Annotated in this window: 23 protein-coding genes; 8 read left to right on the top strand and 15 right to left on the bottom strand. The window is 71.7% G+C overall.

Annotated features, from left to right (window positions below; all coding sequences use genetic code 11):
- Positions 1-18 precede the first annotated feature (18 nt).
- Positions 19-879 carry a dihydropteroate synthase gene (gene folP / locus ACZ4M5_RS10470; RefSeq protein ID WP_467735069.1) on the top strand — a complete coding sequence of 287 codons (861 nt, stop codon included), beginning with the start codon at positions 19-21 and terminating at the stop codon, positions 877-879.
- 85 nt (positions 880-964) lie between these two features.
- Here folP and ACZ4M5_RS10465 read toward each other — a convergent pair whose 3' ends face one another.
- A complete protein-coding gene (locus ACZ4M5_RS10465) occupies positions 965-1,723 on the bottom strand; it encodes an LOG family protein (RefSeq protein ID WP_369197188.1) in 759 nt (252 codons plus the stop codon).
- Positions 1,724-1,843: 120 nt separating this feature from the next.
- Positions 1,844-2,923, bottom strand: a complete 1,080-nt coding sequence (gene dapE, locus ACZ4M5_RS10460) for a succinyl-diaminopimelate desuccinylase (protein ID WP_467735066.1) — start codon at positions 2,921-2,923, stop codon at positions 1,844-1,846.
- Between the two features lie 85 nt (positions 2,924-3,008).
- Between dapE and ACZ4M5_RS10455 the strand changes: the two genes are divergently transcribed.
- Both ACZ4M5_RS10455 and ACZ4M5_RS10450 read left to right on the top strand, forming a co-directional pair.
- Positions 3,009-4,046, top strand: a complete 1,038-nt coding sequence (locus tag ACZ4M5_RS10455) for a VldE C-terminal domain-containing protein (protein WP_467735064.1) — start codon at positions 3,009-3,011, stop codon at positions 4,044-4,046.
- A gap of 347 nt (positions 4,047-4,393) precedes the next feature.
- Complete coding sequence (locus ACZ4M5_RS10450) at positions 4,394-4,840, top strand: ATP-binding protein (protein ID WP_467735062.1); 447 nt, start codon at positions 4,394-4,396, stop codon at positions 4,838-4,840.
- A gap of 79 nt (positions 4,841-4,919) precedes the next feature.
- Here the strand turns inward: ACZ4M5_RS10450 and ACZ4M5_RS10445 are convergent, their stop codons facing one another.
- Positions 4,920-6,011 (bottom strand): bifunctional succinyldiaminopimelate transaminase/glutamate-prephenate aminotransferase, encoded by a 1,092-nt coding sequence (locus ACZ4M5_RS10445; RefSeq protein WP_467735060.1) that lies wholly within the window; start codon positions 6,009-6,011, stop codon positions 4,920-4,922.
- A gap of 119 nt (positions 6,012-6,130) precedes the next feature.
- Entirely contained in the window at positions 6,131-6,451 is a 321-nt protein-coding gene (gene fdxA, locus ACZ4M5_RS10440; RefSeq protein ID WP_014048159.1) for a ferredoxin, read from the bottom strand.
- 140 nt (positions 6,452-6,591) lie between these two features.
- Between fdxA and ACZ4M5_RS10435 the strand changes: the two genes are divergently transcribed.
- Both ACZ4M5_RS10435 and ACZ4M5_RS10430 read left to right on the top strand, forming a co-directional pair.
- Positions 6,592-7,611: a GNAT family N-acetyltransferase gene (locus ACZ4M5_RS10435; protein ID WP_467735057.1), complete on the top strand. Its 1,020-nt coding sequence runs from the start codon at positions 6,592-6,594 to the stop codon at positions 7,609-7,611.
- 17 nt (positions 7,612-7,628) lie between these two features.
- Positions 7,629-8,480 carry a transglutaminase family protein gene (locus ACZ4M5_RS10430; protein ID WP_467735055.1) on the top strand — a complete coding sequence of 284 codons (852 nt, stop codon included), beginning with the start codon at positions 7,629-7,631 and terminating at the stop codon, positions 8,478-8,480.
- A gap of 250 nt (positions 8,481-8,730) precedes the next feature.
- Here the strand turns inward: ACZ4M5_RS10430 and ACZ4M5_RS10425 are convergent, their stop codons facing one another.
- The 4 genes from ACZ4M5_RS10425 to ACZ4M5_RS10410 form a co-directional block, all read right to left on the bottom strand.
- Entirely contained in the window at positions 8,731-11,280 is a 2,550-nt protein-coding gene (locus ACZ4M5_RS10425) for a hypothetical protein (RefSeq protein WP_467735053.1), read from the bottom strand.
- Between the two features lie 156 nt (positions 11,281-11,436).
- Positions 11,437-11,850 carry a DUF6113 family protein gene (locus tag ACZ4M5_RS10420; protein ID WP_467735051.1) on the bottom strand — a complete coding sequence of 138 codons (414 nt, stop codon included), beginning with the start codon at positions 11,848-11,850 and terminating at the stop codon, positions 11,437-11,439.
- Complete coding sequence (mshB, locus tag ACZ4M5_RS10415) at positions 11,847-12,707, bottom strand: N-acetyl-1-D-myo-inositol-2-amino-2-deoxy-alpha-D-glucopyranoside deacetylase (protein ID WP_467735049.1); 861 nt, start codon at positions 12,705-12,707, stop codon at positions 11,847-11,849. The genes ACZ4M5_RS10420 and mshB overlap by 4 nt, the downstream gene beginning before the upstream one ends.
- Positions 12,704-13,765, bottom strand: a complete 1,062-nt coding sequence (locus tag ACZ4M5_RS10410; RefSeq protein WP_467735047.1) for a helix-turn-helix domain-containing protein — start codon at positions 13,763-13,765, stop codon at positions 12,704-12,706. Before ACZ4M5_RS10410 ends, mshB begins: the two co-directional genes overlap by 4 nt.
- 404 nt (positions 13,766-14,169) lie before the next feature.
- On the opposite strand from ACZ4M5_RS10410, the gene ACZ4M5_RS10405 reads away from it, so the two are divergent.
- Positions 14,170-15,054, top strand: coding sequence for a helix-turn-helix domain-containing protein (locus ACZ4M5_RS10405; RefSeq protein WP_467735045.1), 885 nt, complete (start codon positions 14,170-14,172; stop codon positions 15,052-15,054).
- Entirely contained in the window at positions 15,051-15,260 is a 210-nt protein-coding gene (locus ACZ4M5_RS10400; RefSeq protein WP_467735043.1) for a DUF397 domain-containing protein, read from the top strand. The genes ACZ4M5_RS10405 and ACZ4M5_RS10400 overlap by 4 nt, the downstream gene beginning before the upstream one ends.
- A 39-nt stretch (positions 15,261-15,299) precedes the next feature.
- Here the strand turns inward: ACZ4M5_RS10400 and ACZ4M5_RS10395 are convergent, their stop codons facing one another.
- Positions 15,300-15,494: a hypothetical protein gene (locus ACZ4M5_RS10395; protein ID WP_369197178.1), complete on the bottom strand. Its 195-nt coding sequence runs from the start codon at positions 15,492-15,494 to the stop codon at positions 15,300-15,302.
- A 177-nt stretch (positions 15,495-15,671) separates the two neighbouring features.
- On the opposite strand from ACZ4M5_RS10395, the gene ACZ4M5_RS10390 reads away from it, so the two are divergent.
- Entirely contained in the window at positions 15,672-17,795 is a 2,124-nt protein-coding gene (locus ACZ4M5_RS10390) for a prolyl oligopeptidase family serine peptidase (RefSeq protein WP_467735041.1), read from the top strand.
- Between the two features lie 124 nt (positions 17,796-17,919).
- Here the strand turns inward: ACZ4M5_RS10390 and ACZ4M5_RS10385 are convergent, their stop codons facing one another.
- The 6 genes from ACZ4M5_RS10385 to ACZ4M5_RS10360 all read right to left on the bottom strand — a co-directional run bounded on the left by ACZ4M5_RS10385 (position 17,920) and on the right by ACZ4M5_RS10360 (position 24,250).
- Positions 17,920-18,336: a VOC family protein gene (locus ACZ4M5_RS10385; RefSeq protein WP_467735039.1), complete on the bottom strand. Its 417-nt coding sequence runs from the start codon at positions 18,334-18,336 to the stop codon at positions 17,920-17,922.
- Between the two features lie 72 nt (positions 18,337-18,408).
- Positions 18,409-19,557 (bottom strand): ABC transporter ATP-binding protein, encoded by a 1,149-nt coding sequence (locus ACZ4M5_RS10380; RefSeq protein WP_467735037.1) that lies wholly within the window; start codon positions 19,555-19,557, stop codon positions 18,409-18,411.
- Positions 19,550-20,608, bottom strand: a complete 1,059-nt coding sequence (locus ACZ4M5_RS10375) for an ABC transporter ATP-binding protein (protein ID WP_467735035.1) — start codon at positions 20,606-20,608, stop codon at positions 19,550-19,552. The genes ACZ4M5_RS10380 and ACZ4M5_RS10375 overlap by 8 nt, the downstream gene beginning before the upstream one ends.
- A gap of 11 nt (positions 20,609-20,619) precedes the next feature.
- Positions 20,620-21,582, bottom strand: coding sequence for an ABC transporter permease (locus ACZ4M5_RS10370; RefSeq protein ID WP_467735033.1), 963 nt, complete (start codon positions 21,580-21,582; stop codon positions 20,620-20,622).
- The gene (locus ACZ4M5_RS10365; RefSeq protein ID WP_467735031.1) at positions 21,575-22,504 is read right to left on the bottom strand and encodes an ABC transporter permease; all 930 of its coding nucleotides are present in this window, start codon (positions 22,502-22,504) and stop codon (positions 21,575-21,577) included. Before ACZ4M5_RS10365 ends, ACZ4M5_RS10370 begins: the two co-directional genes overlap by 8 nt.
- Before the next feature lie 132 nt (positions 22,505-22,636).
- Positions 22,637-24,250: a peptide ABC transporter substrate-binding protein gene (locus ACZ4M5_RS10360; RefSeq protein WP_467735029.1), complete on the bottom strand. Its 1,614-nt coding sequence runs from the start codon at positions 24,248-24,250 to the stop codon at positions 22,637-22,639.
- Positions 24,251-24,681: the final 431 nt, after the last annotated feature.

Below are 24,681 nucleotides of genomic sequence, written 5' to 3'. Positions count from 1 at the left end.
CAGGAAAGGTCACAGGGGATGCTCAGGCTGGGCAGGCGGGAATTCGGACCCCACGAGCCGGTGATCATGGCGATCGTCAACCGGACCCCGGACTCCTTCTACGACCAGGGAGCCACCTTCCGCGACGAGCCGGCCCTCGCGCGCGTGGAGCAGGCCGTGGCGGAGGGCGCCGCGATCATCGACATCGGCGGGGTCAAGGCCGGGCCGGGCGAGGAGGTCACGGCCGAGGAGGAGGCCCGGCGCACGGTCGGGTTCGTGGCGGAGGTCCGGCGCCGGTTCCCGGACGTGGTCATCAGCGTGGACACCTGGCGGGCCGAGGTCGGCCGGGCGGTGTGCGAGGCCGGGGCGGACGTGCTCAACGACGCGTGGGGCGGTGTCGATCCGGCCCTCGCCCAGGTCGCCGCCGAGTACCGGGTGGGTCTGGTGTGCACGCACGCCGGGGGCGCCGAGCCGCGCACCCGCCCGCACCGGGTCGAGTACGGCGACGTCATGGCCGACATCCTCGAGGTCACGGTCGCACTGGCGGAGCGGGCTGTGTCGCTGGGCGTGCCGCGGGAGTCGGTGATGATCGATCCCGGGCACGACTTCGGGAAGAACACGCGGCACAGCCTGGAGGCGACGCGGCGGCTGGACGAGATGGTCGCCACGGGGTGGCCGGTGCTGGTGTCGCTGTCCAACAAGGACTTCGTCGGGGAGACGCTGGACCGGCCGGTGAAGGAGCGGGTGGTGGGGACGCTGGCGACCACGGCCGTGTCCGCGTGGCTGGGTGCGCAGGTGTACCGGGTGCACGAGGTCGCGGAGACCCGGCAGGTGCTGGACATGGTGTCGGCGATCGCCGGGCATCGGGGCCCTGCCGTCGCCCGGCGGGGCCTGGCCTAGCCCGGGTCCAGGGAGTTCCGCCCCCTGGACCCCAGAGCTCCGCCGGTCCACCACCCGGACCGGTCGGGCGAGAGCCCGGCTCGCCCTACCTGCCCGCCTCCTTCGACACCAGGGCCACCGCCTCGTCCACGTCGTCCGTCACGTGGAACAGCAGCAGGTCCCGGTCGGCCGCCTTGCCCTGGGCGATCACCGTGTCGCGCAGCCAGTCCAGCAGGCCGCCCCAGTAGTCGGTGCCGAAGAGGACGATGGGGAAGCGGGTGACCTTCTGGGTCTGGACCAGGGTGAGGGCCTCGAAGAGCTCGTCGAGGGTGCCGAGCCCGCCGGGCAGGACCACGAAGCCCTGCGCGTACTTGACGAACATCATCTTCCGGACGAAGAAGTAGCGGAAGTTGAGGCCGATGTCGACGTACGGGTTCAGTCCCTGCTCGAACGGCAGCTCGATGCCGAGGCCGACCGAGACGCCCTTGGCCTCGCAGGCCCCCTTGTTCGCGGCCTCCATGGCACCCGGCCCGCCGCCCGTGATGACCGCGAAGCCCGCCTCCACCAGGCCCCGGCCGAGCCGGACGCCGGCCTCGTACTCCGGGGAGTCGGCCGGGGTCCGGGCCGAACCGAAGACGCTGATGGCGGGCGGCAGTTCGGCCAGGGTGCCGAAGCCCTCGATGAACTCCGACTGGATGCGCAGCACCCGCCAGGGATCGGTGTGCACCCAGTCGGAGGGGGCGCGCTCGTCGAGCAGCCGCTGGTCGGTCGTCGCGGGCTGGACCTGATCCCGCCTGCGGAGGACCGGGCCGAGGCGCTGTTCCTCCGGCGGCTGCTTCTTCCCCTCGGGGTTGCCGGTCGCCATGTGCGCTCCCTCCGTCGTGCCTGTCTTTCCACCTCAGCGTAGATCTACGCGGGTTACGAACGAGGGACGTGAGCATGTCCGCGATGGAGCGGCGTAAACACGGCGGGCGTGACCGGGGTGTCAGGCGGTGAGCCAGTTCCGCAGGCGCTCCTCACCGGCCAGGATCTTGGCGACCTCCACCCGCTCGTCCCGCTTGTGGGCCAAGGTGGGGTCGCCGGGGCCGTAGTTGACCGCCGGGACGCCCAGCGCCGAGAAGCGGGAGACGTCGGTCCAGCCGTACTTCGGCATCGGGGTGCCGCCGACCGCCTCGATGAACGCCTTGGCCGCCGGGTGGGACAGTCCGGGCATCGCGGCCGGGCTGTGGTCGACGACCTCGAACCCGCTCAGCGCGCAGTCCGCGAAGACCTCCCGGACGTGCGCGACGGCCTCGTCGGGCGTGCGGTCCGGCGCGTAGCGGAAGTTGACGGTGACGACGCACTCGTCGGGGATGACGTTGCCGGCCACTCCCCCGCCGATGCCGACCGCGTTCAGGCCCTCGCGGTACTCCAGGCCGTCGATGACCGGCCAGCGCGGCTCGTAGGCGGCGAGGCGGGCGAGGATCGGGGCGACGGCGTGGATGGCGTTGGAACCCATCCAGCCACGAGCCGAGTGGGCCCGCTCGCCCGCGGTCCTCAGCTCGACCCGCAGGGTGCCCTGGCAGCCGCCCTCGACCTGGCCGTCGGACGGCTCCAGCAGGACCGCGAAGTCGCCCACCAGCCACTCGGGATGGGCCTCGGCGACGTGCCGGAGGCCGTTGAGCTCGGCGGCGACCTCCTCGTTGTCGTAGAAGACGAAGGTCAGGTCGCGGTTGGGGGCCGGGACGGTGGCCGCGATGCGCAGCTGTACCGCCACGCCGGACTTCATGTCGCAGGTGCCGCAGCCCCACAGGACGCCGTCCTCGTCGAGCCGGGAGGGGACGTTGTCCGCGATGGGGACGGTGTCGATGTGCCCGGCCAGGACGACCCGTTCGGAGCGGCCCAGGTTCGTCCTGGCCACGACGTTGTTGCCGTACCGGTCGACCGTCAGGTGGGGCAGCGCGCGCAGGGCGGCCTCGACGGCGTCCGCGAGGGGCTTCTCGGTGCCGCTCTCGGAGCGGAAGTCGACGAGCCGGGCGGTGAGCTCCGCGGCGTCCAGCGTGAGGTCAAGCGAGGTGTCGGCCATGCCGTCGACCCTAACGCGCGAGGTCGTGCGGCCGCTGTGCGCACCGGGCTGCTGTCACTCCGTACTCTCCAGTACCTTGTACCGCGTGCCAGAGCAGTCATCTCCCCAGCGCCGTGGCCGCCTGTTCCGATTCGGGTCCGGCCTCGTGGCCCTGCTCGCGGTCGCCGGTTACCTCGTCGTGCAGTACGTCACCGGGGGCTCGGGCGGGCCGGGCTGCAAGGTCGTCTCGGGCAAGGGCGACGGGGCCTCGTACGAGTTCACGCCCGAGCAGGCCGTCAACGCGGCGACGATCACCGCCGTGGGCACCGCGCGCGGCCTGCCGGAGCGGGCCGTCACCATCGCGCTGGCGACCGCCCTGCAGGAGTCGGCCCTGCGCAACATCGACTACGGCGACCGCGACTCCCTCGGCCTGTTCCAGCAGCGGCCCTCGCAGGGCTGGGGCACACCGCGGGAGATCATGGACCCGACGTACTCGGCGGGCGAGTTCTACGACCACCTGGTCAAGGTGCCGGGGTACACGCGGCTGCCGCTCACCGTCGCCGCGCAGCGGGTGCAGCGCAGCGGCTTCCCGCAGGCCTACGCCAAGCACGAGCCGGACGCGTCTCTGCTCGCCGCGGCCCTGACCGGGCAGTCCGCGGCCACCCTGACCTGCGAGGGCCGCCCGGGCGCGACGCGCGCCTCGGGCGCGGACGGGGTGCGGGCCGCGCTGGTGCGCGACTTCGGCCGGGACGTGCTGGCGCCGGCCGCCGCCCGGGTGGACGCCTCCCCCTCGGCCGCCTCGACGCCCTCGCCGGGCACCTCCGCCACGACCGTGCCCTCCCCCGGCGCCCCGGCCACGCCGGCGCCCTCCCCGAGCGGCTCCGCCGAGGACGGCGGCCGCACCGTCACCCTCCCGGTGACGCCGGGCACGCCGTCCGCCGGGCGGGGTCAGGACCAGCGGGGCTGGCAGCTGGCCCACTGGGCGGTGGCCAACGCCTCCGAGCTGCACATCGCGCGGGTCGCCTACGGGGGCCGCGAGTGGGTCGCGGGGAGCACGGCCAGTGCGTGGCGTGAGGCCGGGGCCACGGGCACGGCGGGCGCCGAGCGCGCTGCGGAGACGGTCCGCATCGTCACGATGCGCTGACTCGGGCAGGGGTGCGGGGACTCACTCCGGAGAGTTGCCCGGCCGGTGCCGCGGGGCTCGGGTGGGCAGGTTTTCGCACGCTCACCCCACGTACCCCGAAATCCCTTGGGAACAAAGGGCCGGAAGGTTTCCGCGAGTATTTCCGCGAGAGCCTCTTTGACCGTTTTTATCCGCAGCCGATAATGCGACGCATTACCAACTCTTTACGTCGGGTCGCCGCAACCTTCGCGGGCTTCGAGCGGTAGTCACTGCGTCCGAGCCGGAGCGATCAACAGCCAGTCGATCAACTCCCGGACCTCATCGGACCGTTCACGAACCACACTGTTCTCACCCGTCGAAGGAGCACCATGTCCCTCCCCCTGACCCGCCGAATCGCCCGTGCCGCGCTGCTCGTCGCTGCGGGAGCGGCTGCCGGGGTCGGTGCGGCCGGCTCCGCCAGCGCGGCCCCCCAGCTGCCCGCAGCCCCCAGCCTCGGCGGCCTGACCGCCCTGGACGGGGCGAACGTCGCCCACACCGTCGACGGTGCCGCGCAGAACGTCACCGAGTCCGCGGGCGAGACCGGCGGCAGGACCGTCGAGAAGGCGGTGCCGGCCGCGGGCAAGACCGGCGGCAAGGCGGTCAAGAAGACCACGCCCGTGGCGCAGCAGGCGGCCGGTGACGCGGCCGGCACGGCCGGGCAGCTCGTCGGCGACACCGCCGGCTCGGCCAAGGGCGGCCTGCCGACCGAGTCCCTGACCAAGGGCGGCGTGCCGTCGGCCGACTCGCTGCCGGTGAAGAGCCTGCCGCTCGGCTGACACGCCGGTGTCCTGACGCCGAAGGGGTCCGGGGAGCTCTCCCCGGACCCCTTCGGCGCGCTGCCCGAGCGGGCGGCGGTCACAGCCGCCGTACGGCCGCCGCCACCCTCTCGTCCGTCGCCGTGAGCGCCACGCGGACGAACTCCGCGCCCGCGGGGCCGTAGAAGTCTCCGGGGGCCACCAGGATCCCCCGCTCCGCGAGGTGGGCCACGGTGTCCCAGCAGGACTCGCCGCGCGTCGCCCACAGGTACAGGCTCGCCTCGCTGTGCTCGATGCGGAAGCCGTGTCCGAGCAGCGCCTCGCGCAGCAGGGTGCGGCGGGCGGCGTAGCGCTCGCGCTGCACGCGTACGTGCTCGTCGTCGCCGAGGGCGGCGACGACCGCCGCCTGGGTCGGCGCGGACGTCATCATGCCGCCGTGCTTGCGGATCTCCAGCAGCGGGCCGAGGACCGCCGGGTCGCCCGCCAGGAAGGCGGCGCGGTACCCGGCCAGGTTCGAGCGCTTGGACAGGGAGTGCACGGCGACGATGCCGTCGTACGAGCCGCCGTTGACGTCGGGGTGCAGGACGGAGACCGGGTCGGCCTCCCAGCCCAGTTCCAGGTAGCACTCGTCGGAGACGAGCAGGACGCCGTGCTCACGGGCCCAGGCGACGGTCCGGGTCAGCTCCTCCCGGGACAGCACCTTGCCCGTGGGGTTCGACGGCGAGTTGAGCCACAGGAGCCTCAGGCCCTCGGGGTCCAGCGCGGTCGGGTCGTCGTAGGCCTCGTACGCGGCGCGGGCCAGCCGGGCGCCGACCTCGTAGGTCGGGTAGGCCAGTCGCGGGAAGGCCACGCGGTCGCCGGGGCCCAGGCCGAGCTGGGTCGGCAGCCAGGCGACGAGCTCCTTGGAGCCGACGATCGGCAGCACGTGGCGGTGGGTGACCCCCCGGGCGCCCAGGCGGCGCTCGACCCAGCCGGTGATCGCGTCGCGCAGCTCGGGTGTGCCCCAGACGGTCGGATAGCCCGGCGAGTCCGCGGCGGCCACCAGGGCCTTCTGGATCAGCTCGGGGACCGGGTCGACCGGGGTGCCGACGGACAGGTCCACGAGGCCGTCCGGGTGGGCGGCGGCCGTGGCCTTGTAGGGCGTCAGCTTGTCCCAGGGGAAGGTGGGCAGGCGGTCGGAGACTGCGGACACGGGTACTGGCTCACTTTCTGGTCCGTCCGAGCCGGTGACGGCGAACGCCTCGGCCCCGTACGGCGATCACTGGGTGATCGGGCCGTACGGGACCGAGGCGGCGCTGGCGCGGACCGCTCTTACTGGTTCTGCGGCGGCAGCGCGGCGACGAACGGGTGGTCCCGCTCGATCAGCCCCAGCTTGCTCGCTCCGCCGGGCGAGCCGAGATCATCGAAGAACTCGACGTTCGCCTTGTAGTAGTCCTTCCACTCCTCGGGAGTGTCGTCCTCGTAGAAGATGGCCTCCACCGGGCACACCGGCTCGCAGGCCCCACAGTCGACGCATTCGTCCGGGTGGATGTACAAGGACCGCTGGCCCTCGTAGATGCAGTCGACCGGGCACTCCTCGATGCACGCCTTGTCCTTGACGTCGACACAAGGCTGCGCGATGACGTAGGTCACGCTGTCGTTCCTCCTCGATAGGGCGCTGGCGGGCCTCCGTAGGCTCCGCCGCCTGGCGCGCGGGAGCGCGGCGTCGTCGATGCCCGCCCCTAGTATCTCCGTTCTTGGGCATGATCCGAACAGGAGGGGTGAACTGACCTGTGGAAATCTCTGCCGCCGGGCGACTCGAGGTCCGTATCACGCCTGCTGACGTGGGCAAACGGGTCTCCGTGCGGAGCTTGATCGAACATCCGGTTCCGGTGGAGAAGTTCACCGACACGGTCGGTGTTCTCACATCATGGGACAACGGTGTGCTGCTGATCACACGCCGGAGTGGTGAACGCGTCCGCATCGCGGAGTCCGCGCTGGTCGCGGGCAAGATCGTCCCCGCCGCCCCGGCGCGTCGCCGTGGCCCGGCCGCCTCCTACGAGGAGCTGGCCCGGGTCGCCGCGCGGGCCTGGCCGCCCGTGGAGAGCGAGCGGCTCGGGGCATGGGAGCTGCGCGCCGCGTCCGGGTTCACCCGCCGCGCCAACTCGGTGCTGCCGCTGGGAGAGCCGGGTCTGCCGCTCGACGAGGCCCTCGACGCGGTACGGCGGTGGTACGGCGAGCGCGGCCTGCCCGCCTACGTGCAGACCGCGACCGGCGCGGAGGGCACCCAGGAACTGCTCTGCGCCGCGCTGGAGGAGCGGGGCTGGGTGCGTGAGGTGACCGCCGAGCTGTGGGTGGGACCGCTGGCGCCGGTGGCCGATCTGGAGCAGTCGCCGGAGGTCGTGCTGTCCCGTGAGGCGGGCGAGGACTGGCTGGCCCGCTACCGGCGCAAGGGTGTGAGCGAGGCGGCCCTGCGCGTGCTGCACGCGGGTCCGTCCGTGTGGTTCGCGACCGTGCCCGGGTCCGCGGGGCCGGCCGCCGTGGGGCGGTGCGTGGTGGACGGGCGCTGGGCCGGTTTCGCCGCCGTCGAGGTCGATTCGGAGCTGCGGCGCCGGGGCCTGGGCACGGCCGTGATGGCCGCGCTGGCCCGGCGGGCGCTCGACGAGGGCGCGTCGGCCGCCTGGCTGCAGGTCGAGACCGACAACGCGGCGGCGCGGGCGCTGTACGCCGGGATGGGGTTCGCCGCCCACCACGCCTACCACCACTACCGGGCGCCGGACGTCACCGGCCCCGCCGGTGACGAGACGTCGTGAGAGGGCACCGGCCGACCATGTCCGACCCCTTCCCCCCGCCCCCTGAGCGCTCCGCCGAGCTGCGTCGGCGGTTCGCCGAGGAGGCCCGCTCCGAACGACCCGACCTGGCGACGCTGTGCCTGCTGGTGGGCGCGCAGGCGGACGGCGGACTCGACGAGGCGGGTCTGGACGCCGCCCAGGTCGAACTGGACCGGCTCGCGGGGCTGCTGCCCTACCGGCCCGGCGGGCCGCGCGCCTGGGCGCTCGCGCTGCGCGACCTGCTCGGTGAGCGGCTCGGTTACCACGGCACGCCGGCCGACTACCGGCGGCTGGAGTCCTCCCTGCTGCACGCCGTGCTCAGCCGGCGCCGGGGGCTGCCGATCCTGCTGTCCGTGGTGTGGATCGAGGTGGCCCGCCGCGCCGGGGCGCCCGTGTACGGGGTGGCCCTGCCGGGACACTTCGTGGTCGGTTTCGGTCCCGACGAGGGGCAGGTGCTCGCCGACCCCTTCGACGGCGGGCGCCTGCTGAGCGGCGGGGACGCGGAGCTGCTGGTGACCGGGGCGACGGGGGCGGGGATCGATCCGTCGATGCTGCGGCCGGCGGACCCGCTGGAGGTGGTGGTGCGGATCCTGAACAACGTGCGGGCGTGGGCGGCGGCCCGGCCCGAGCGGTCGGACGTGGCGTTGTGGGCCGTGGAGTTGTCGCTGCTGCTGCCCTCGCATCCGGCGCGGTTGCGCTACGAGCGGGCGCAGTTGCTGGTGCGGCGGGGTGAGTTCGTCGCCGGGGCCGCGGAGTTGGAGGCCTACGCGGAGGTCGTCTCGGCGGTGGACGAGGGGGCGGCCGAGCGGGTGCGGGGGGAGGCCTCGGCGGCCAGGGCCATGCTGAACTGACCTCTCGCCGTGAGGGCTTCGCGTCGTCGTGCGTGTGCCGGTGGGAAGAGGATGTTCGCGCAGTTCCCCGCGCCTCTGACGGGACGGGGCGATCACCGCCGGTCCTTCCCGCGTGCCACCCGGACCGCCTCCGCGCGTCCACCGCCCGGACGCCGCCGTAGGTCTTGCGGAGGTCATGCCGCCGATGTGACGACGCGAGCCCCCGCCCCCTCGAAAGGGGCGGGGGCTCGCGTGCCGCGGGCGGCCGGGGTCAGTTCGGCTTGGTGTCGATGACTCCGACGCGCTCGGCGGGTGTCTTGCCGCGCAGGGCCTCGCGCAGGGCCGAGACGACGTCCTGCGGGGTGACGTCCCGCTTGCCGCTCGCGCCCTCGATCTGCACGCCCTCGAAGGTCTGGCCGTAGGCGGCCTGGAGCGCCTTGAGGTCGTAGGTGTCCTGCAGTTTGCCGTCGACGGCCTTGAAGCTGAGGATCTTCGGCAGGGAGACCGGGCCGAAGTCGATGCTGTGGGCCGCGTCGGTGCGCACGGTGACCAGGTCGGACATCGCGGGCTGCGCGATCTCCTTCAGCACGCGGTCGACCTCGGCGTCGGAGACGGTCGGTTGCCGGGTGGTGGTCGGCAGGGTGACGGTGTCCGCCGCCCCGGTCTCCACCTGGGCGCGGTACGCCTGCTCCACCGCCGTCGTCGACTTGGCGAGGTCGACGCCCTTGCCGGGCTTGCCGTAGACGGGGACGGCCTTGCCGCCCTTGAACGCGATCGTGCCGTCGGTCGAGGCGCCCGAGCCACCCGCCGCGTTCTGCAGGGAGGCGTGCAGCTTCTCCTCGTCGACCGGCATGACCGGGGTGACGACGCGGTGCCGGCCGAAGAGGGAGCCGATCACGGAGACCGGGTTGTAGTCGCTCTTCGCCGCCGTGTCGGCCGTCGCGTCCATGTCGAACTGGAGGCCCGCGTTGTCCGGGTCCAGGGAGACGGTCCGGCCGGCCACCGACAGCTTCAGCGGCTTGCCCGCCTGCTCCTCGAAGGCCGCGTCGAGCTTCTTCACGGCACCGTCGCGTGTGGTGCCGCCGATGTCGACGCCGAGCACGGTGGTGCCCTTGGGCACGTCGGTGCGGTTCATCAGCAGGCCGGCGCCGTACAGGCCGCCGGCGGCCACGACCAGGCCGGCCACGAGCAGGACGAGCTTGTTGCGGCCCTTCTTCTTCGGCGCCTTCGAGGAGGTCGCCGGGGACGGCGGGACCGGCGCCGGCTTGGGGGCCGTGTGCGGCGCCGGGCCGTCGCCGGGCGTGCCCGGGCCGAACGGCGAGCCGGTGCCGGGGGTCACGACGGGGATGCCGCTGGTGACGGTGTGCCCGGAGACGTTGTCGTGCCGGGGCGGGTAGCCCTGGCCGTCCGGCGGCTCGGGGGCCTGCTTCTGGGGGGTGAGGACGGCGGTGTCATCGCTCAGCCCGCCGCCGGGGCCTGCGGTGCCCGGGGCGGTGGGACCGCCGGCGGGTGCGGGGCCGGTGGGGCCGCCGGAGCCGGTGGGTGCGCCGGGGCCGCCGCCTATGGCCCGCGGGCCCGCGGGAGCGCCCGGGCCACCCGGGCGGCCCGGGTCGCGGAAGGCGCCGGGACCGCCGGGGGCGCCGGGGCGGCCGGGATCGCTGAAGTTCTCGGGCCCACCGGGCCTGCCCGGCTCGCCGAAGCCGCCCGGGGCCCTTGGGGCGTCGAAGTTGCCGTTCGGGGCGTCGCTGAACCCGCCCGGCACGCCGGAGCCGCCGGGACGGCCGGGGCCGCCCTGCGGGTCGAAGGCGTCCGCGCCGCCGAGGGCGTCGGGCCGGCTGAACGCACCCGTGTCCTCGGGGCCCAGGGGACCGCCGGGCCCGTCGAAGCCGCCGTGCGCGCCGAAGGCGTCGGGGCCGTCGGGAAGGCTGTAGGAGCCCGTGTCCTCGAGTCCTGTGGGAGCACCCTGCCCCGCGAAGTTCCCGGTGACCGGACCACCCGTGGGGCCGGCCGGCCCGCTGCCGTTCTCCGAGAAGTACGGCAACTCGTCGCGGCGGACGTCGCCGCCGCCCGGGGCGGGACGCGAACCGCCCGCCGCCAGCGCCTCGGTGACGTCGAAGGAGCCCGTGCCGCCGCCGTGCCCCGGGGCGACCGGACCGCCGGTCGCTCCTCCCGGGAGGCCGGAGCCGTTCGTGCCGCCGGACCGGGAGCCGCCCGGCGCGCTCATGGAGCCGACCACGCCGCCGGGCCGTCCGGTACCCGGCCGGGCCCCGCCCGGCGTACCGGCACCGCTGCCCTGCGTCCCGGCGCCGGGTGCGCCCGAACCCGGGGCGCCCTGGGCGGAACCGCCCGCGGCGGGGCCCGAACCCCCCTGCGCTCCGGTCCCGTTCGCCGAGCCGCCGCCCGGACCGCCCTTGCCCGGGGCGGACTTGCGTGGCGCGAACCAGTCGCTGGTGGGCTTGTCGTCGGCCGGCGGGGCGGGCTCGGAGGCAGGCGGCTCGGGCGTGCCCGCGCCCTGCGGCGCGGCAGCACCGGCTGATGTCGGCGTCCCGGTGCCCGGGTCGGTGTCGCCGGAGGCGTCCGCGTCGGTGACGGGCTTGCGCATCACCACGGGCGGGATCGGCCGCGACCCGGGGATGTTGATCCGGATCCGGGTCGTCAGCGTGGTCTCGGTCTTGCGTTCCTCCGGCCGCGTGGCCGCACGGCCCGCGTCCGTACCGTCGTCGGAGACCATCGGGGTCCCGTACGGCGGCGTACCCGACGGGTAGGCGGCTCCGCCGCGCCCGTTGGGCCCGGAGGACGAGGTGTCAGTTTCACGACTCAAGGCAGGTTCTCCCGGTTGGCTCCGCCGCCCGACACGACCTCACGCGGGCTGCTCGGCGACGCGCACCACCATACTGGCCACTTCTCGCCCGTATCCCGGGACCGCCGGGGAAACTCACACCGGACCCCCACGGGCACGTTCAGGCGAAGCGGTACGTCACTTGGCAAGTCGGGCGGGGCCGCCGTCCGGTTGCCGTCCGGGGGTGAGGGTGGCGCAGATCACAGCCACCAGGATGCCCCCGAGCAGGAAGAGGTATGAGCCGCTTCCCGCGGCGAAGAGGAAGTCGCCCTCGGGGCGGCTGGCGGTGAGCAGGACGACGGCGAGCATCCAGCCCGCGGCGGTCGCGACACCCCCCGCCCGGCCCCGCACGAGGCGCGCGCCACCGAGTACGGCCCCGGCCTCGCCGGCGAGGGCGAGCAGCAGTCCGCCCGGGAACCAGCCGGGCTGCACCAGCGCCCCGGCCGCGCCGACCAGGGCCCCGAGCACGAAGAGTCCCCCATACGCGCCGAGGCGTCCGGCGGACGGCGGCCGCATCGGCTGGGCGAGCAGGGAGGGCATCCGGTCGTTCACGAGACCCCCTCGATCCCGGCGAACAGGTCGGTCTCCCGCTCGCCATGGCCCCGTTCGCCGCCCACCAGCTCGTAGTACTCGGTGGTCAGGATCGGCTGGGCGAGGTCGTTGGACAGCACGAAGTACTCACCGTCGACGGTGATCTGGGTGGCGTGGGCGCGCATCGCGGCTGCCTTGGCGGCGGCGTACGCGGTGCCGTCGATCTCGGTGGTGACGCGCTCGTCGGGCACCACGCCCGGCACGTCGCCGACCGCGGCGGTCTGGGTGAAGGAGGTGCGCGGCAGGTCCTCGCGGAGCCGCGCGAAGGCGTCCTCCACGACCCTCCGGGGGGCCCGGTTCCAGTAGATCTTGGGGATCGTCCAGCCCGACTCGGCGGCCAGCACCGCCGCCCGCATGGCGACGCGGTGGGCCTGGATGTGGTCGGGGTGGCCGTAACCGCCGTCGTCGTCGTAGGTGACGAGGACCTGGGGCCGCACCTCTTGGATGACCTCGACCAGGTGGGCGGCGGCCTCGTCGACGTCGGCCCGCCAGAAGCAGGCGGGGTCGTCGTTGTCGGGCAGGCCCATCATCCCGGAGTCGCTGTAGCGGCCGGCGCCGCCGAGGAGGCGGAAGTCCCGGACGCCGAGCGCCTGCATCGCCTCGGTGAGTTCGTGGTGCCGGTGCCGGCCGAGGGCTGCGCCGCTCAGGTGCGCGAGCGCGGGCGGGATGACCTCGCCGCGTTCGCCGAGGGTGCAGGTCACCAGGGTGACCTGGGCACCCTCGGCCGCGTACCGGGCCATGGTCGCGCCGTTGTTGATCGACTCGTCGTCCGGGTGCGCGTGCACCAGCAGCAGACGACGGCCGGGCAGATCCTTCATGGGCCCAGCCTACGAGGCACCGGGGTGCCGCTTCCCGCGCCCCGGCTTCTCAGCCCCGGCCGTGCGCCCTGCCCGGGTTTCTCCCCGTCGTCCGTGCCCAGGGGTGGATCGTCGCTCTCAGGCTGGGCGGCCTCCTGAGAAGGGGTTCGGCAGTCGTGGCAGCGGGTCCCGGGGTCGGGTGAGCGAAAGGCCCGGTCGCACCCGTCGCAGTTCCGCAGGGGGTGCCGGGGCGGGTTCGGGTCGGCCGTCGCGCGGAGCGGGGGCGGGGGTGGGAGCTGGGCGGCCAGGCGGTGGGCCAGGAGGGCAGCCGGACGGCGTACGCCGTCGGGAGGCAGATCGGCGGTCAGGGCGTGGCGTACGACGGCGGGGGCGACGTCCCGCTCCAGCCAGGCGGCGACGCCTGGGGCCAGGTGGGTCGTATCGCAGACGGACAGGAGCAGCCGGGGGTCGTGGCGGTGGAGGTCGGCCAGGAGGCCGGTGGCGGCCTGGAGCAGCGCGGGGGCGGGGTACGCGGGGCTCGGTACGCCGGGGAGGGGCTTGCGGGGCGCTCGTTTCCGGCGTGACGGCGTGTGCGGCGTGCTCTCCTCGCACGTCTCCTGCCTCTGCGGTGCCTCCGCCGATCGGGGCTCGGGGCGGCCGGGGGCATCGGCGCGGTGAGGGGCCGCCACCGGCTGGTTGCAGGAGACCGTGCGGGTGACGATGCGGCCGGTGGGGGTGCGGACGCGCTCGCGGCGCAGGTAGCCGTGGGCCTCCAGTTCCCGCAGGGCGGCGGCGATGCGGGTCGTCCCCTCGGGGAACCGGGCGGCGAGGGTCTTGATGTCGGCCGGGGCACCCTTCGGCAGCGACTGGAGGTGCACGCCGAGCCCGATCGCGAGGAGCGACAACTCCCGGTGCTGGGTCAGGTGGTTGCCGACCACGGTGAAGCGGGTGGTGTGCCGGGTGTTGTCGTGCTGGAGCCCGCCGGTGCGGCGGGCCGTACCCGGCAGCCGGTTCGGGTGCTTGTTGCCCGCAAGGCGGGCTTGGGCGTGCGGGGGCACGCTAGGGTTCTCGGTACCCATCGGGAAGCTGTTCCTTCCTCGGTGGTCAGGCCCTCGCACTGGGATGCCAGTCCCGGCGGGGGCCGTCTCATGTCTGCGGTTGTGGTGGTGCCTTGCGCTGAGCGTCGGGCTTCGAGGGCCGCGAGATCCAGCCGGTTCGCGGATGTTCACCCGCCCGAGTGAGCGGGGGCCACGGGCGGGAGGGGTGGGGTTCGGTGGGGTCCTTTCCCCCTGAGTTCTTTGTCCTTCGGCCGCCGACGGCACCGGAGCACGAGGACGCGGGTTCCGGTGGTGTGAAGCTCCGTTCGGCCGATTCCTGGTTCCCGTCACTCAGGGTGGTCGGCCGGACGTACCGTTCTGGGTGACTGCCCCGCTACCTAGAGTCATCGCGCGGGGTGCGACGCGGACACTACGGAGGGGCGCGCATGTCGGTGAACGGCGAGGTTGTGCGGGTCAGGACCGAGGCGGAACAGACCGACGAACCGGGGTGGGAGGTGGACCCGGACGACGACTGGGCGCTGGCCGTAGTGGCCACGGTGGGACGGCAGTTGCGGCTCCGGCGGGAAGCGGCCGGGATGCGGGCCGGGGAGTTCGCTGTGGCGGTCGGATACGGCGAGGACCTCGTCTACAAGATCGAGGCCGGGAAGCGCATCCCCCGGCCCGAGTACCTGGACACGGCGGACGAGGTGCTGGGCGCCGGCGGCCTGGTCGCGGCGATGAAGGAGGACGTGAAGAGGGTCCGGTACCCGAAGAAGGTGCGGGACCTGGCGCAGATGGAGGCGCGGGCGGTGGAGCTTCAGCTCTACGATCCGCTGAACGTCCATGGACTGCTGCAGACACCGGATTACGCACACGGGCTGCTCCTCATGAGGCGTCCCGCCTACTCGGCGGAGGAGGTGGAGCGGTTCATCTCCGCACGGGTGGCTCGCAAGACCGTGTTCGAGCGGGATCCGGCGCCTGAACTCAGTTTCGTTCTGGAGGAGTGGACCCTTCGACGTCCCCTGGGCGGCAGGCGAAGGCTGCGTCAGCAACTGGAACATCTGCTGGAAGTGGGGCGCTTGCGGAACGTCGAGCTACAGGTGATGCCGATGGACCGCGAGGAGCACGCCGGTCTGGCAGGCGGCATCGAGGTGCTGAAGTTCGAGGACGGTTCGATGGTGGGGCGCTCACCGGCAGTGGCCAACGGCCGACCGGTGTCGGAGCCCAGGCAGCTCCGTATCCTGGAACTTCGGTATGGCATCATCCGGGCGCAGGCCCTCACGCCGCGTGAGTCGGCCTCATTCATCGAGCAACTGCTGGGGGAGACATGAACCGCAAGACCTTGTCCCGGGGCACCTCCGACCTGGCGTGGTTCAAGAGCAGCTACAGCAGCAGCAGTGAGGGCGACTCATGCGTCGAGGTCGCCACCGAGCCGGGCACCGTCCACGTCCGCGACTCCAAGAGCGTCGAGGGTCCCCGGCTGGCCTTCGCCCCCACCGCGTGGGCCGACTTCGTGCCGTACGCGGCCGGGGCCTGACTCCGGCCAGGACCGAAGCCCCGGCCGGACGGCCGGGGCTCAGAACTTGATGCTGCCGATCATCCCCGCGATGTTGTTCGTCAGCTCGCTGATCGTGGGAGCGACGGTCGAAGAGGCCAGGTAGAAGCCGAGGAGCATGCAGACGATCGCATGCCCTCCCTTCAGCCCTGACTTCTTGATCAGCAGGAAGACGATGATCGCCAGCAGCACCACCGCCGAAATCGAGAGTGCCACGGCGGCTCACCTCCAAAGATCCACGAGGGCGCGGGGGGTCGGACTGTGGGGGCAGTAAATCCGTACAGCAGCAAGCAGGTTGATACCCACTATGCGACATTGATCATAACTATCCCGGCGCGTGCATCGATCGGCGCACGGCCGCACAAGGGGGCGCATGGCCAATATGGTCAGGGCATGACGACCGAGCCTGACTCCTTTCCCCGACGGCACGCCCGTACCCAGCGCTTCACGCTCGGCGCGCCGCGTTCGTTCACCGTGGCGCCCGACGGTTCGCGTGTCGTGTTCCTGCGCTCCGGTTCCGGCACGGACCGGGCCAACGCGCTGTGGGTCCTCGACACGCGGGCGGGCGGGGAGCGCGTCGCCGCCGACCCGCGCGCCCTGCTGGGCGGTGGCGCGGAGGACCTCTCGCCCGAGGAGCGGGCCCGGCGCGAGCGCAGCCGGGAGGGCGGCGCCGGCATCGTCGCCTACGCCACCGACACGACCGTGGAGCTGGCCTCTTTCGCCTTGTCGGGGCGGCTCTTCACGGCCGGGCTGCACACCGGGACGGCGCGTGAACTGCCTGTAGCGGGACCGGTGATCGACCCGCGTCCGTCGCCCGACGGGCGGTTCGTCGCGTACACCGCGCGGGGCGCCCTGCGGGTGGTGGACGCGGAGGGGACGGGTGACCGGGTGCTCGCCGAGCCGGAGGCGGAGAACGTCTCCTACGGGCTGGCCGAGTTCGTCGCGGCCGAGGAGATGGGGCGGTCGCGGGGCTTCTGGTGGGCCCCGGAGTCGGACCGGCTGCTGGTGGCGCGGGTGGACGACACGCCGGTGCAGCGGTGGTGGATCTCCGACCCGGCGCATCCGGAGCGGGAGCCGCAGCGGGTGGCGTACCCGGCGGCGGGGACCGCGAACGCGCAGGTGCGGCTGTTCGTGGTCGGCCTCGACGGGACGCGCACGGAGGTCGTGTGGGACCGGGCGCGCCATCCGTATCTGGCGCGTGTGCACTGGTCGGCGGCGGGTGCGCCGCTGCTGCTCGTGCAGTCGCGCGACCAGCGCGGGCAGGTGTACCTCGCCGTGGACCCGGACACGGGTGCGACGCGGATGGTGCACGCCGACGAAGATCCAACATGGCTGGAACTTTTCCCCGGTGTGCCGTGCTGGAGCCCGTCCGGGCAGCTGGTCCGGATCGCGGACGAGGGTGGCGCGCGGGTGCTGGCGGTCGGCGAGCGGCCGCTCACCGGGGCGCAGTTGCACGTCCGTGCCGTGCTGGACGTCTCCGACGCCGACGTGCTGGTCTCGGCGTCGGCCGGGGAGGACGCCGCCGACCCGGAGACGGGGCAGGTGCACGTGTACCGGGTGAACGAACTGGGCGTGGAGCGCGTGTCGCAGGAGCCGGGCGTGCACGCGGCGGTGCGGGCCGGGGACGTGACCGTCCTGGTCTCGGCGGTGCTGGATCGGCCAGGTTCCCGGGTGCAGATCCTGCGCGACGGAAAAGCGACCACGACTGTCCCGTCGTACGCGGAAGACCCTGGTTTGTCCCCCCGCGTGACCCTGACCGAGGGGGGCGCACGCCGTGTCCCGTGCGCCGTGCTTATGCCTCGGGACTACGACGGCGACACCCCGCTGCCGGTGCTCATGGATCCGTACGGCGGTCCGCACGGCCAGCGGGTGGTCGCCGCGCACAACGCGCACCTCACCTCCCAGTGGTTCGCGGACCAGGGCTTCGCGGTCGTGGTCGCGGACGGCCGGGGCACCCCGGGCCGCTCCCCCGCCTGGGAGAAGGCGATCCACCACGACTTCACGCTGTCGCTGGAGGACCAGGTGGAGGCGCTGCACGACCTCGCCGGGCGCTTCCCGCTGGACCTGTCCCGGGTTGCGATCCGCGGCTGGTCCTACGGCGGCTGGCTGGCTGGTCTCGCGGTGCTGCGCCGCCCGGACGTCTTCCACGCGGGCATCGCGGGCGCGCCGGTGACGGACTGGTCCCTGTACGACACGCACTACACCGAGCGCTACCTGGGCACTCCGGCGGACCACCCGGAGTCGTACGCACGCAGCTCCCTGGTCACCGCCGAGGGCCTGTCCGCGCCGGCCGAGCCGCACCGGCCGCTGATGGTCGTCCACGGCCTGGCCGACGACAACGTCGTCGTCGCCCACGCGCTGCGTCTGTCCTCGGCCCTGCTGTCGGCCGGCCGGCCGCACGAGGTCCTGCCGCTGTCGGGCGTCACCCACATGACCCCGCAGGAGCAGGTCGCCGAGAACCTGCTGCTCCTCCAGGTCGACTTCCTCAAGCGCGCCCTGGGCATCGCCGCCCGCTGACCGCGGGGCGACGGGCCGGGGCGACATGGCGCGCCCCGGCCCGTCCCACGGCACCCGCACGGCCGTACCCACCCACCCTGACGCGTCCGTATATCGGACTTGGGTCGGCCGAGTTGCCTGTGTGTTAAGGGAGTTCGGGGCCGTCTGGAGCGCCCTTGGGCCCGGACGCGACGAGTTCCACCTCGAAGCCGTCCTCGTCCGCGAGGTAGGCCGCGTAGTGCCCCGGGCCACCGGCGTGCGGGTAGCGGTCCCGGAAGAGGGGCGTCCAGCCGTGTTCCGGCGCCTCGGCGGTTAGCGCGTCCACGCGAGCGGCGGGACCGGCGTGGAACGCGAGGTGGTTCAGACCCGGCCGCAGGCGGTCGTGCGGACCGGCGTGCATCGCGGGCGACTGCTCCACCACGAGGTACATCCCGTCCTGGCGCCAGCTGCGGCCGTGCTCCCAGGACTGGTACGGCCTCCAGCCGAGCCGGCTCAGCAGCCAGCCCCAGGACCGGAGGGCACGGGGCAGGTCGGGAACCCACAGTTCGATGTGATGCAGCACTTCTGCGGTCTCCTGGAACGCCGGTTCCCGGCACCCCGTTCAGGGGGGCCGGGAACCGGGAGGGAAGGGGCGTCAGGCCGCGTGGACGACGTCCTTCTCCTCGGCGAAGTGGCAGGCCGACTCGTGCGCCGCCGGGGAGTCCGCGCCCTCGAAGCGCGCGGGGATCGCCAGCAGGGGCACTTCCTCGGCGCACTTGTCCTGCGCCTTCCAGCAGCGGGTGCGGAAGCGGCAGCCGGAGGGCGGGTTGGCCGGGGAGGGCACGTCGCCGGTCAGGATGATCCGCTCGCGGCCCTCGCGGGCGTCCGGGTCGGGCACCGGGACCGCCGACAGCAGCGCCTGGGTGTAGGGGTGCGTCGGGTGGTCGTAGATCTGCTCGTCGGTGCCGATCTCGGCCATCTTGCCGAGGTACATGACCCCGACCCGGTCCGAGATGTGCCGGACGATCGACAGGTCGTGCGCGATGAAGAGGTAGGAGAGGTTGAACTCGTCCTGCAGCTTCTCCATCAGGTTGACGACCTGCGCCTGGACGGACACGTCCAGCGCGGAGACCGGCTCGTCGCAGATGATGATCTCGGGGTTGAGCGCGAGGCCGCGGGCGATGCCGATGCGCTGGCGCTGACCGCCCGAGAACTGGTGCGGGTAGCGGTTGATGTACTCGGGGTTGAGGCCCACCACGTCCAGGAGCTCCTGGACCTTGCGCCGGCGGTCGCCCTTCGGCGCCACCTCGGGGTGGATCTCGAAGGTCTCGCCGATGATGTCGCCCACCGTCATACGGGGGTTGAGCGAGGTGTAGGGGTCCTGGAACACCATCTGGATGTTCCGGCGGACCGCCTTCAGCGCACGCCCGGACAGCTTGGTGATGTCCTGGCCCTTGTAGAAGATCTCACCCGCGGTGGCCTTCTCCAGCATCATCAGCAGCTTGGCGACCGTGGACTTGCCACAGCCGGACTCGCCCACGATGCCGAGCGTCTCGCCCTGGTACAGGTCGAACGAGATGCCGTCGACCGCCTTGACCGCGCCGACCTGCTTCTTGAACAGGATGCCCTGGGTGAGCGGGAAGTGCTTCACCAGGTTGCGCACCTGCAGGATCGGCTCACCGCGCTCCACCGGCGCCTCGATCGCGGCGACCGCCTCCGTCTCGGAGGAGGCGTCGACGACGTCGACCTCGGAGACGTTCGGCGTGGCGTCCTGCGGCCCGTCGGTCTTGCCGAGCTCAGCCATGGATCGTCTCCTTCCAGAAGTGGCACGCGCTGCCGCGGCCGACCAGCTCGCCACCGTCCCGCTCGGTGACGGGGTACAGCGGCGGGATGTCCGTGCGGCAGATGTCCTGCGCCTTGGGGCAGCGCGGGTTGAAGGCGCAACCGGACGGAATACGCGTCAGGTTGGGCGGCAGGCCCTTGATCGCGTACAGGTCCTGGCCCTTCTGGTCCAGGCGCGGGATCGAGTCCAGCAGACCCTTGGTGTACGGGTGCGCCGGCCGCTTGTACAGCTCGTGGACCGGGGCGCGCTCGACGATGCGGCCCGCGTACATCACGGCGATCTTGTCGGCGACGTCGGCGACCACGCCGAGGTCGTGGGTGATCAGGATCAGACCCATGTTGTACTCGCGCTGAAGGTCCGCGAGCAGGTCCATGACCTGGGCCTGGACCGTCACGTCGAGGGCCGTGGTGGGCTCGTCGGCGATGATCAGGTCCGGCTCCAGGGCGAGCGCCATCGCGATCATGATGCGCTGGCGCATACCGCCCGAGAACTGGTGCGGGTAGTCGTTCACCCGGGCCGCGGCGGCCGGGATCTTCACCCGGTCCATCAGCTCGATGGCCTTCGCCTTGGCGTCCTTCTTGGACATGCCCTGGTGGACGCGGAACATCTCCGCGAGCTGGTAACCGACGCTCAGCACCGGGTTCAGCGAGGACAGCGCGTCCTGGAAGATCATGGCGATGCGCTGACCGCGGATCTTGCGGCGCTCCTCGGCGGACATCTTCAGCATGTCCTGGCCGCGGAAGAGGATCTCGCCCTTGGGGATGCGGCCGGGCGGCATGTCGAGGATGCCCATGATGGCCTGGGCGGTGACGGACTTGCCGGAGCCGGACTCGCCGAGCACGGCGAGCGTCTCGCCCGCGGACACCGAGTAGTTGACGCCGTTGACGGCCTTGGCGACACCGTCACGGGTGTGGAACTCCACGTGCAGGTCGCGCACTTCGAGCAGCGGGCGGCCCGTGCCCTCCGAGCCGTCCGGTGCGGGACTTTCGGCCACTTCATCGATGATGGTCACGTACGCCTCCCTCAGCGCAGCTTGGGGTCGAGGGCGTTGCGTACCGCATCGCCGAACATCAGGAACGACAGCACCGTGATCGACACCATCACCGACGGGATGATCAGGGTGTGCGGGGCGATACGGAGCTGTTCACGTCCTCGCGCCACGTCGCCGCCCCAGGATACGGCCGTGTCTCCGAGACCCACGCCCAGGAAGGACAGGGTGGCCTCGGCCGCGATGTAACCGCCGAGCGCGATGGTCGCGACGACGATGATGGGCGCGAGCGCGTTGGGCAGGATGTGCCGGAACAGGATCCGCGAGGTCGAGGCGCCGAGTGCCTTGGCGGCCACGACGTAGTCGGCCTGCTTGATGGTGATCACGGCACCGCGGGCGACTCGGGCGATCTGGGTCCAGCCGAGGAAGGCCAGCGCCATGATGACGACCCAGACGGTGCGGTTCTCGAAGGAGTTGAGCACCACCAGCGCGCCGAGCAGGAACGGGATGCCGAGGAAGATGTCGGTGACCCGCGACAGCAGGGTGTCGGTCCAGCCGCCGAAGTAGCCGGCGATCATGCCGATGATCGTGCCGAGGACGGTGACGGCGACGGTGACGCCCACACCCACGGTGATCGAGGCGCGGGCACCGTAGACGACGCGCGCGTAGATCGACCGGCCCTGCACGTCGTAGCCCAGCCAGTCCGGGGCGAAGAAGTGGCCCCAGTTCGGCTTGCCGAGGTAGTGCTTGGCCAGGTCGGCGTCGCGCGGGGAGGCGCTGGTGAACAGCCCCGGCCACAGCGACATCACCAGCAGGAAGACGATCAGCGCGGCCGAGACCAGGAACAGCGGGTTGCGCCGCAGGTCGTGCCAGGCGTCGGACCACAGGCTGCGCGGCTTGTCGGGGGCCGGGCCGGCCTCCGCCACCACGACGCCCGCGGTGCTCACGGTGTCGCCGGGAAGGGCTTCGACCTTCTTTTCGACGGTCTTGTCAGGCATACCGGATCCTCGGGTCCAGGACCGCGTACAGCAGGTCGACGATCAAGCTGGCGGCGAGGTAGATGACCACCATCAGCGAGGCGATGCCCACGACCGTGGCGCCTTCACGCCGGGTGAGCGCCTCGTAGATTTCGAGGCCGATGCCCCGCACGTTGAAGATGCCCTCGGTCACGATGGCACCGGTCATCAGGTTTCCGACCTCGATACCGAGGAAGGTGACCACGGGGATCAGCGAGTTGCGCATCAGGTGGACGCCGATGACGCGGCGGCGCGGCAGGCCCTTGGCCACGGCGGTGCGCATGTAGTCCGAGCGCAGGTTCTCCGCGATCGACGTGCGGGTCAGCCGGGCGACGTAGGCGAGGGAGAGCGATGCCAGCACGGTGGCCGGGAGCGCGAGCTGCGCCCAGTCCGTCGAGTCGGTCACCGTGGGGGTGGTGATCGCCCACTTGAAAGCGAACAGGTACTGCAGCAGGAAGCCCAGCACGAAGGACGGCATCGACACGAGGACCAGCGTCAGCGTCAGCAGACCGCGGTCGCGCAGCGTGTCGGGGCGCAGACCGGCGACGACACCCAGGCCGATGCCCACGAGCGTGACGAAGGTGAACGCGAAGATCGTGAGTCTGATCGTCACCGGGAACGCGTCGGCGATGATGTCGGCGATGGGCCGCTGACTGGCGATCTGCGTACCGAAGTCGCCCTGGAACAGGCCCGTCATGTAGTTGACGTACTGCTGAAGGAGCGGCTGGTCGAGGCCGAGTTCCTTCTTGATGCTCGCGACCACCGTCGGGTCGTACGCCTGGTCGCCCATCATGGCCCGGACGGGATCGCCGGGCAGGGCGTACATCATGCAGAAGATGAGCAGGGTTGACCCGATGAAGACCGGGATCATCTGGAGCAGTCGTCGTGCGACATAGCGCCCCATAGGTGCCTCCGTGAGGGGTTAACGCAGGTGCGGGGGCCGTCTCCTGGTGACGAGACGGCCCCCCGCGCCTCCCGCCGCCACAGAGGTGGCGGCGGGCTTACGGCCGAGTGGGAAGAGCCCGCAGGACTCCTCTTACTTGGTGGTGACGGCCCACACTTCGAGGTCACCGTGGAAGTCGACGTTGACGTTGTCGACGTTCTTACCGTGGCCGCCGTTGATGCGGTAGTACCAGAGCGGGATGGCCGGCATGTGCTCGACCAGCTTCTTCTCGACCTCCTGGAAGGCCTTCACCGACGCCTCGAGGGACTTGGCGTTGTCCGCCTTGTTCATCAGCGAGTCGATCTCCTTGTTGGAGAAGCGACCGTTGTTGGCCTCGGCGGTGGTGTGGTACAGCTCCTTCATGAAGTTGGCGTTGACCGGGTAGTCGGCGACCCAGCCACCGCGGTACATGCCCTTCACCTGGTCGTTGTCACGGGCCTCGAGGTCCGTGGCGAAGTCGGGCTTCGGGTCACCCGTGCAGTCGACACCGGTGGCCTTGCGGATGGACTCGCAGACCGCGGTCACCCACTCCTTGTGCCCACCGTCGGTGTTGTACTGGATGGTGAACTTGTTGCCCGGGACGCCGCCACCCTCCTTGATGAGCTGCTTGGCCTTCGCCGGGTTGTACGTGAACACGTCCGTGTCCAGGTTCTGGTAGCCCTTGACACCGGGCGGGGTGAAGCCCTTGGCCGGCGTGCGGGTGTTGTTCAGAACCGTCTTGGTGATCGTGTCGCGGTCGATCGCCATCGACAGACCCTGCAGGACCTTCGGGTCGATGTCCTTGAAGGTCTTGGAGTAGAACGCCGGGGTCAGCGTCTGGATGGCCGCGTACGGCTGCTCGATGGCGCCGTCGCCCAGGTCCTGCTTGTACTTCGGCAGGTCCGTCGGGCCGACCTGGCGGATCATGTCCAGGTTGCCGGAGACGACGTCCTTGTACGCGGCCTCGAGGGTCGTGTACGCCTTGAACTGGACGCCCTTGTTCTTGGCCTTGTTCGGGCCCTGGTAGTCGTCCCAGGCCTTGACCTGGATGAGCTTCTTGTGGTCCCACTTCTCGAACGTGTAGGGACCGTTGCCGACCGGCTTCTGACCGAAGGCCTTCGGGTCGTCGTAGAAGACCTTGGGCAGCGGGGCCCAGGTGGTGTAGCCGAGCTTGTAGTTGAAGTACGGCATCGTGTACTTCAGCTCGATGGTGAAGGTGTGGTCGTCCACGGCCTTCAGACCGGACATGGTCTCGGCCTTCGGGTCACCCTTCTCCGGGTGGACATCGTCGTAGCCCTTGATGTCCTGGAACCAGAAGGAGTTCTGCTGGTTGTTCTTGATGTTGGCGTACCAGTTCCAAGCGTCGATGTACGACTTGGAGGTGACTTCTTCGCCGTTGTGGAACTTCCAGCCCTTCTTGAGCTTGACCGTCCACGTCTTCGAGTCGTCGCTGGTGACCGACTCGGCGTTCGTGTAGACGATGTCGCCCTTGGCGTCGAAGTCCAGCAGCTGGGTGAAGAGGGCCTGGATGACGTACGAGCCGTTGCTCTCGTTCGTGTCGGCCGGGATCAGCGGCTTCTGCGGCTCGCCGACGTCGACCGAGACATAACCGGCAGGTCCGGAACCCTTGCTCTTGCTCTCACCATCACCGTCGCCGCCGCAGGCGGTGGCGGCCAGGGCGACCACTATCGCCCCCGCGACCCACTTGGCGCTCCTGGCACCGCGCATGGGTTCCTCCTAAGAAGTCATTGGTTCACCGCAAAGGGAGCACAGACAGACCACCGCCACCGCCCGTCGCCGGTGCCGGAAATCGTCAGGTGCCCCCGCGCTCGTGAGTCGGCGCCGCTGCCGGCGATTGACCCGTTCATCCGAGCTCTACGCGCCTAACTATCTGCCAAACGCCAGGACCGAACCACACTCTCGAGGTCTCGGTTCGATCACAGCTCACACCTACATCTTCCAAAATCCGGACAAAGGGTTTGGTGAAAGATCCCTGCGAAACGGACTTGTTACACATCTATCGGTGGCGGCTGTCCGCATTCCGGACGCGAGAGGGAGAAAAACCGCTTGCGGTCGTCGCGGACCCCGTGCAGGGTTCCAGCGGAGCCGGCCTCACGCTCAACGAGCATGTGCGGCACGGAGGTTGCGCAACGCCGGAA

The organism is Streptomyces sp. NPDC026246 (assembly GCF_055567995.1).
Note: the sequence above shows the minus strand (reverse complement) of the source record. Positions and strands in the feature narration are given on the sequence as shown.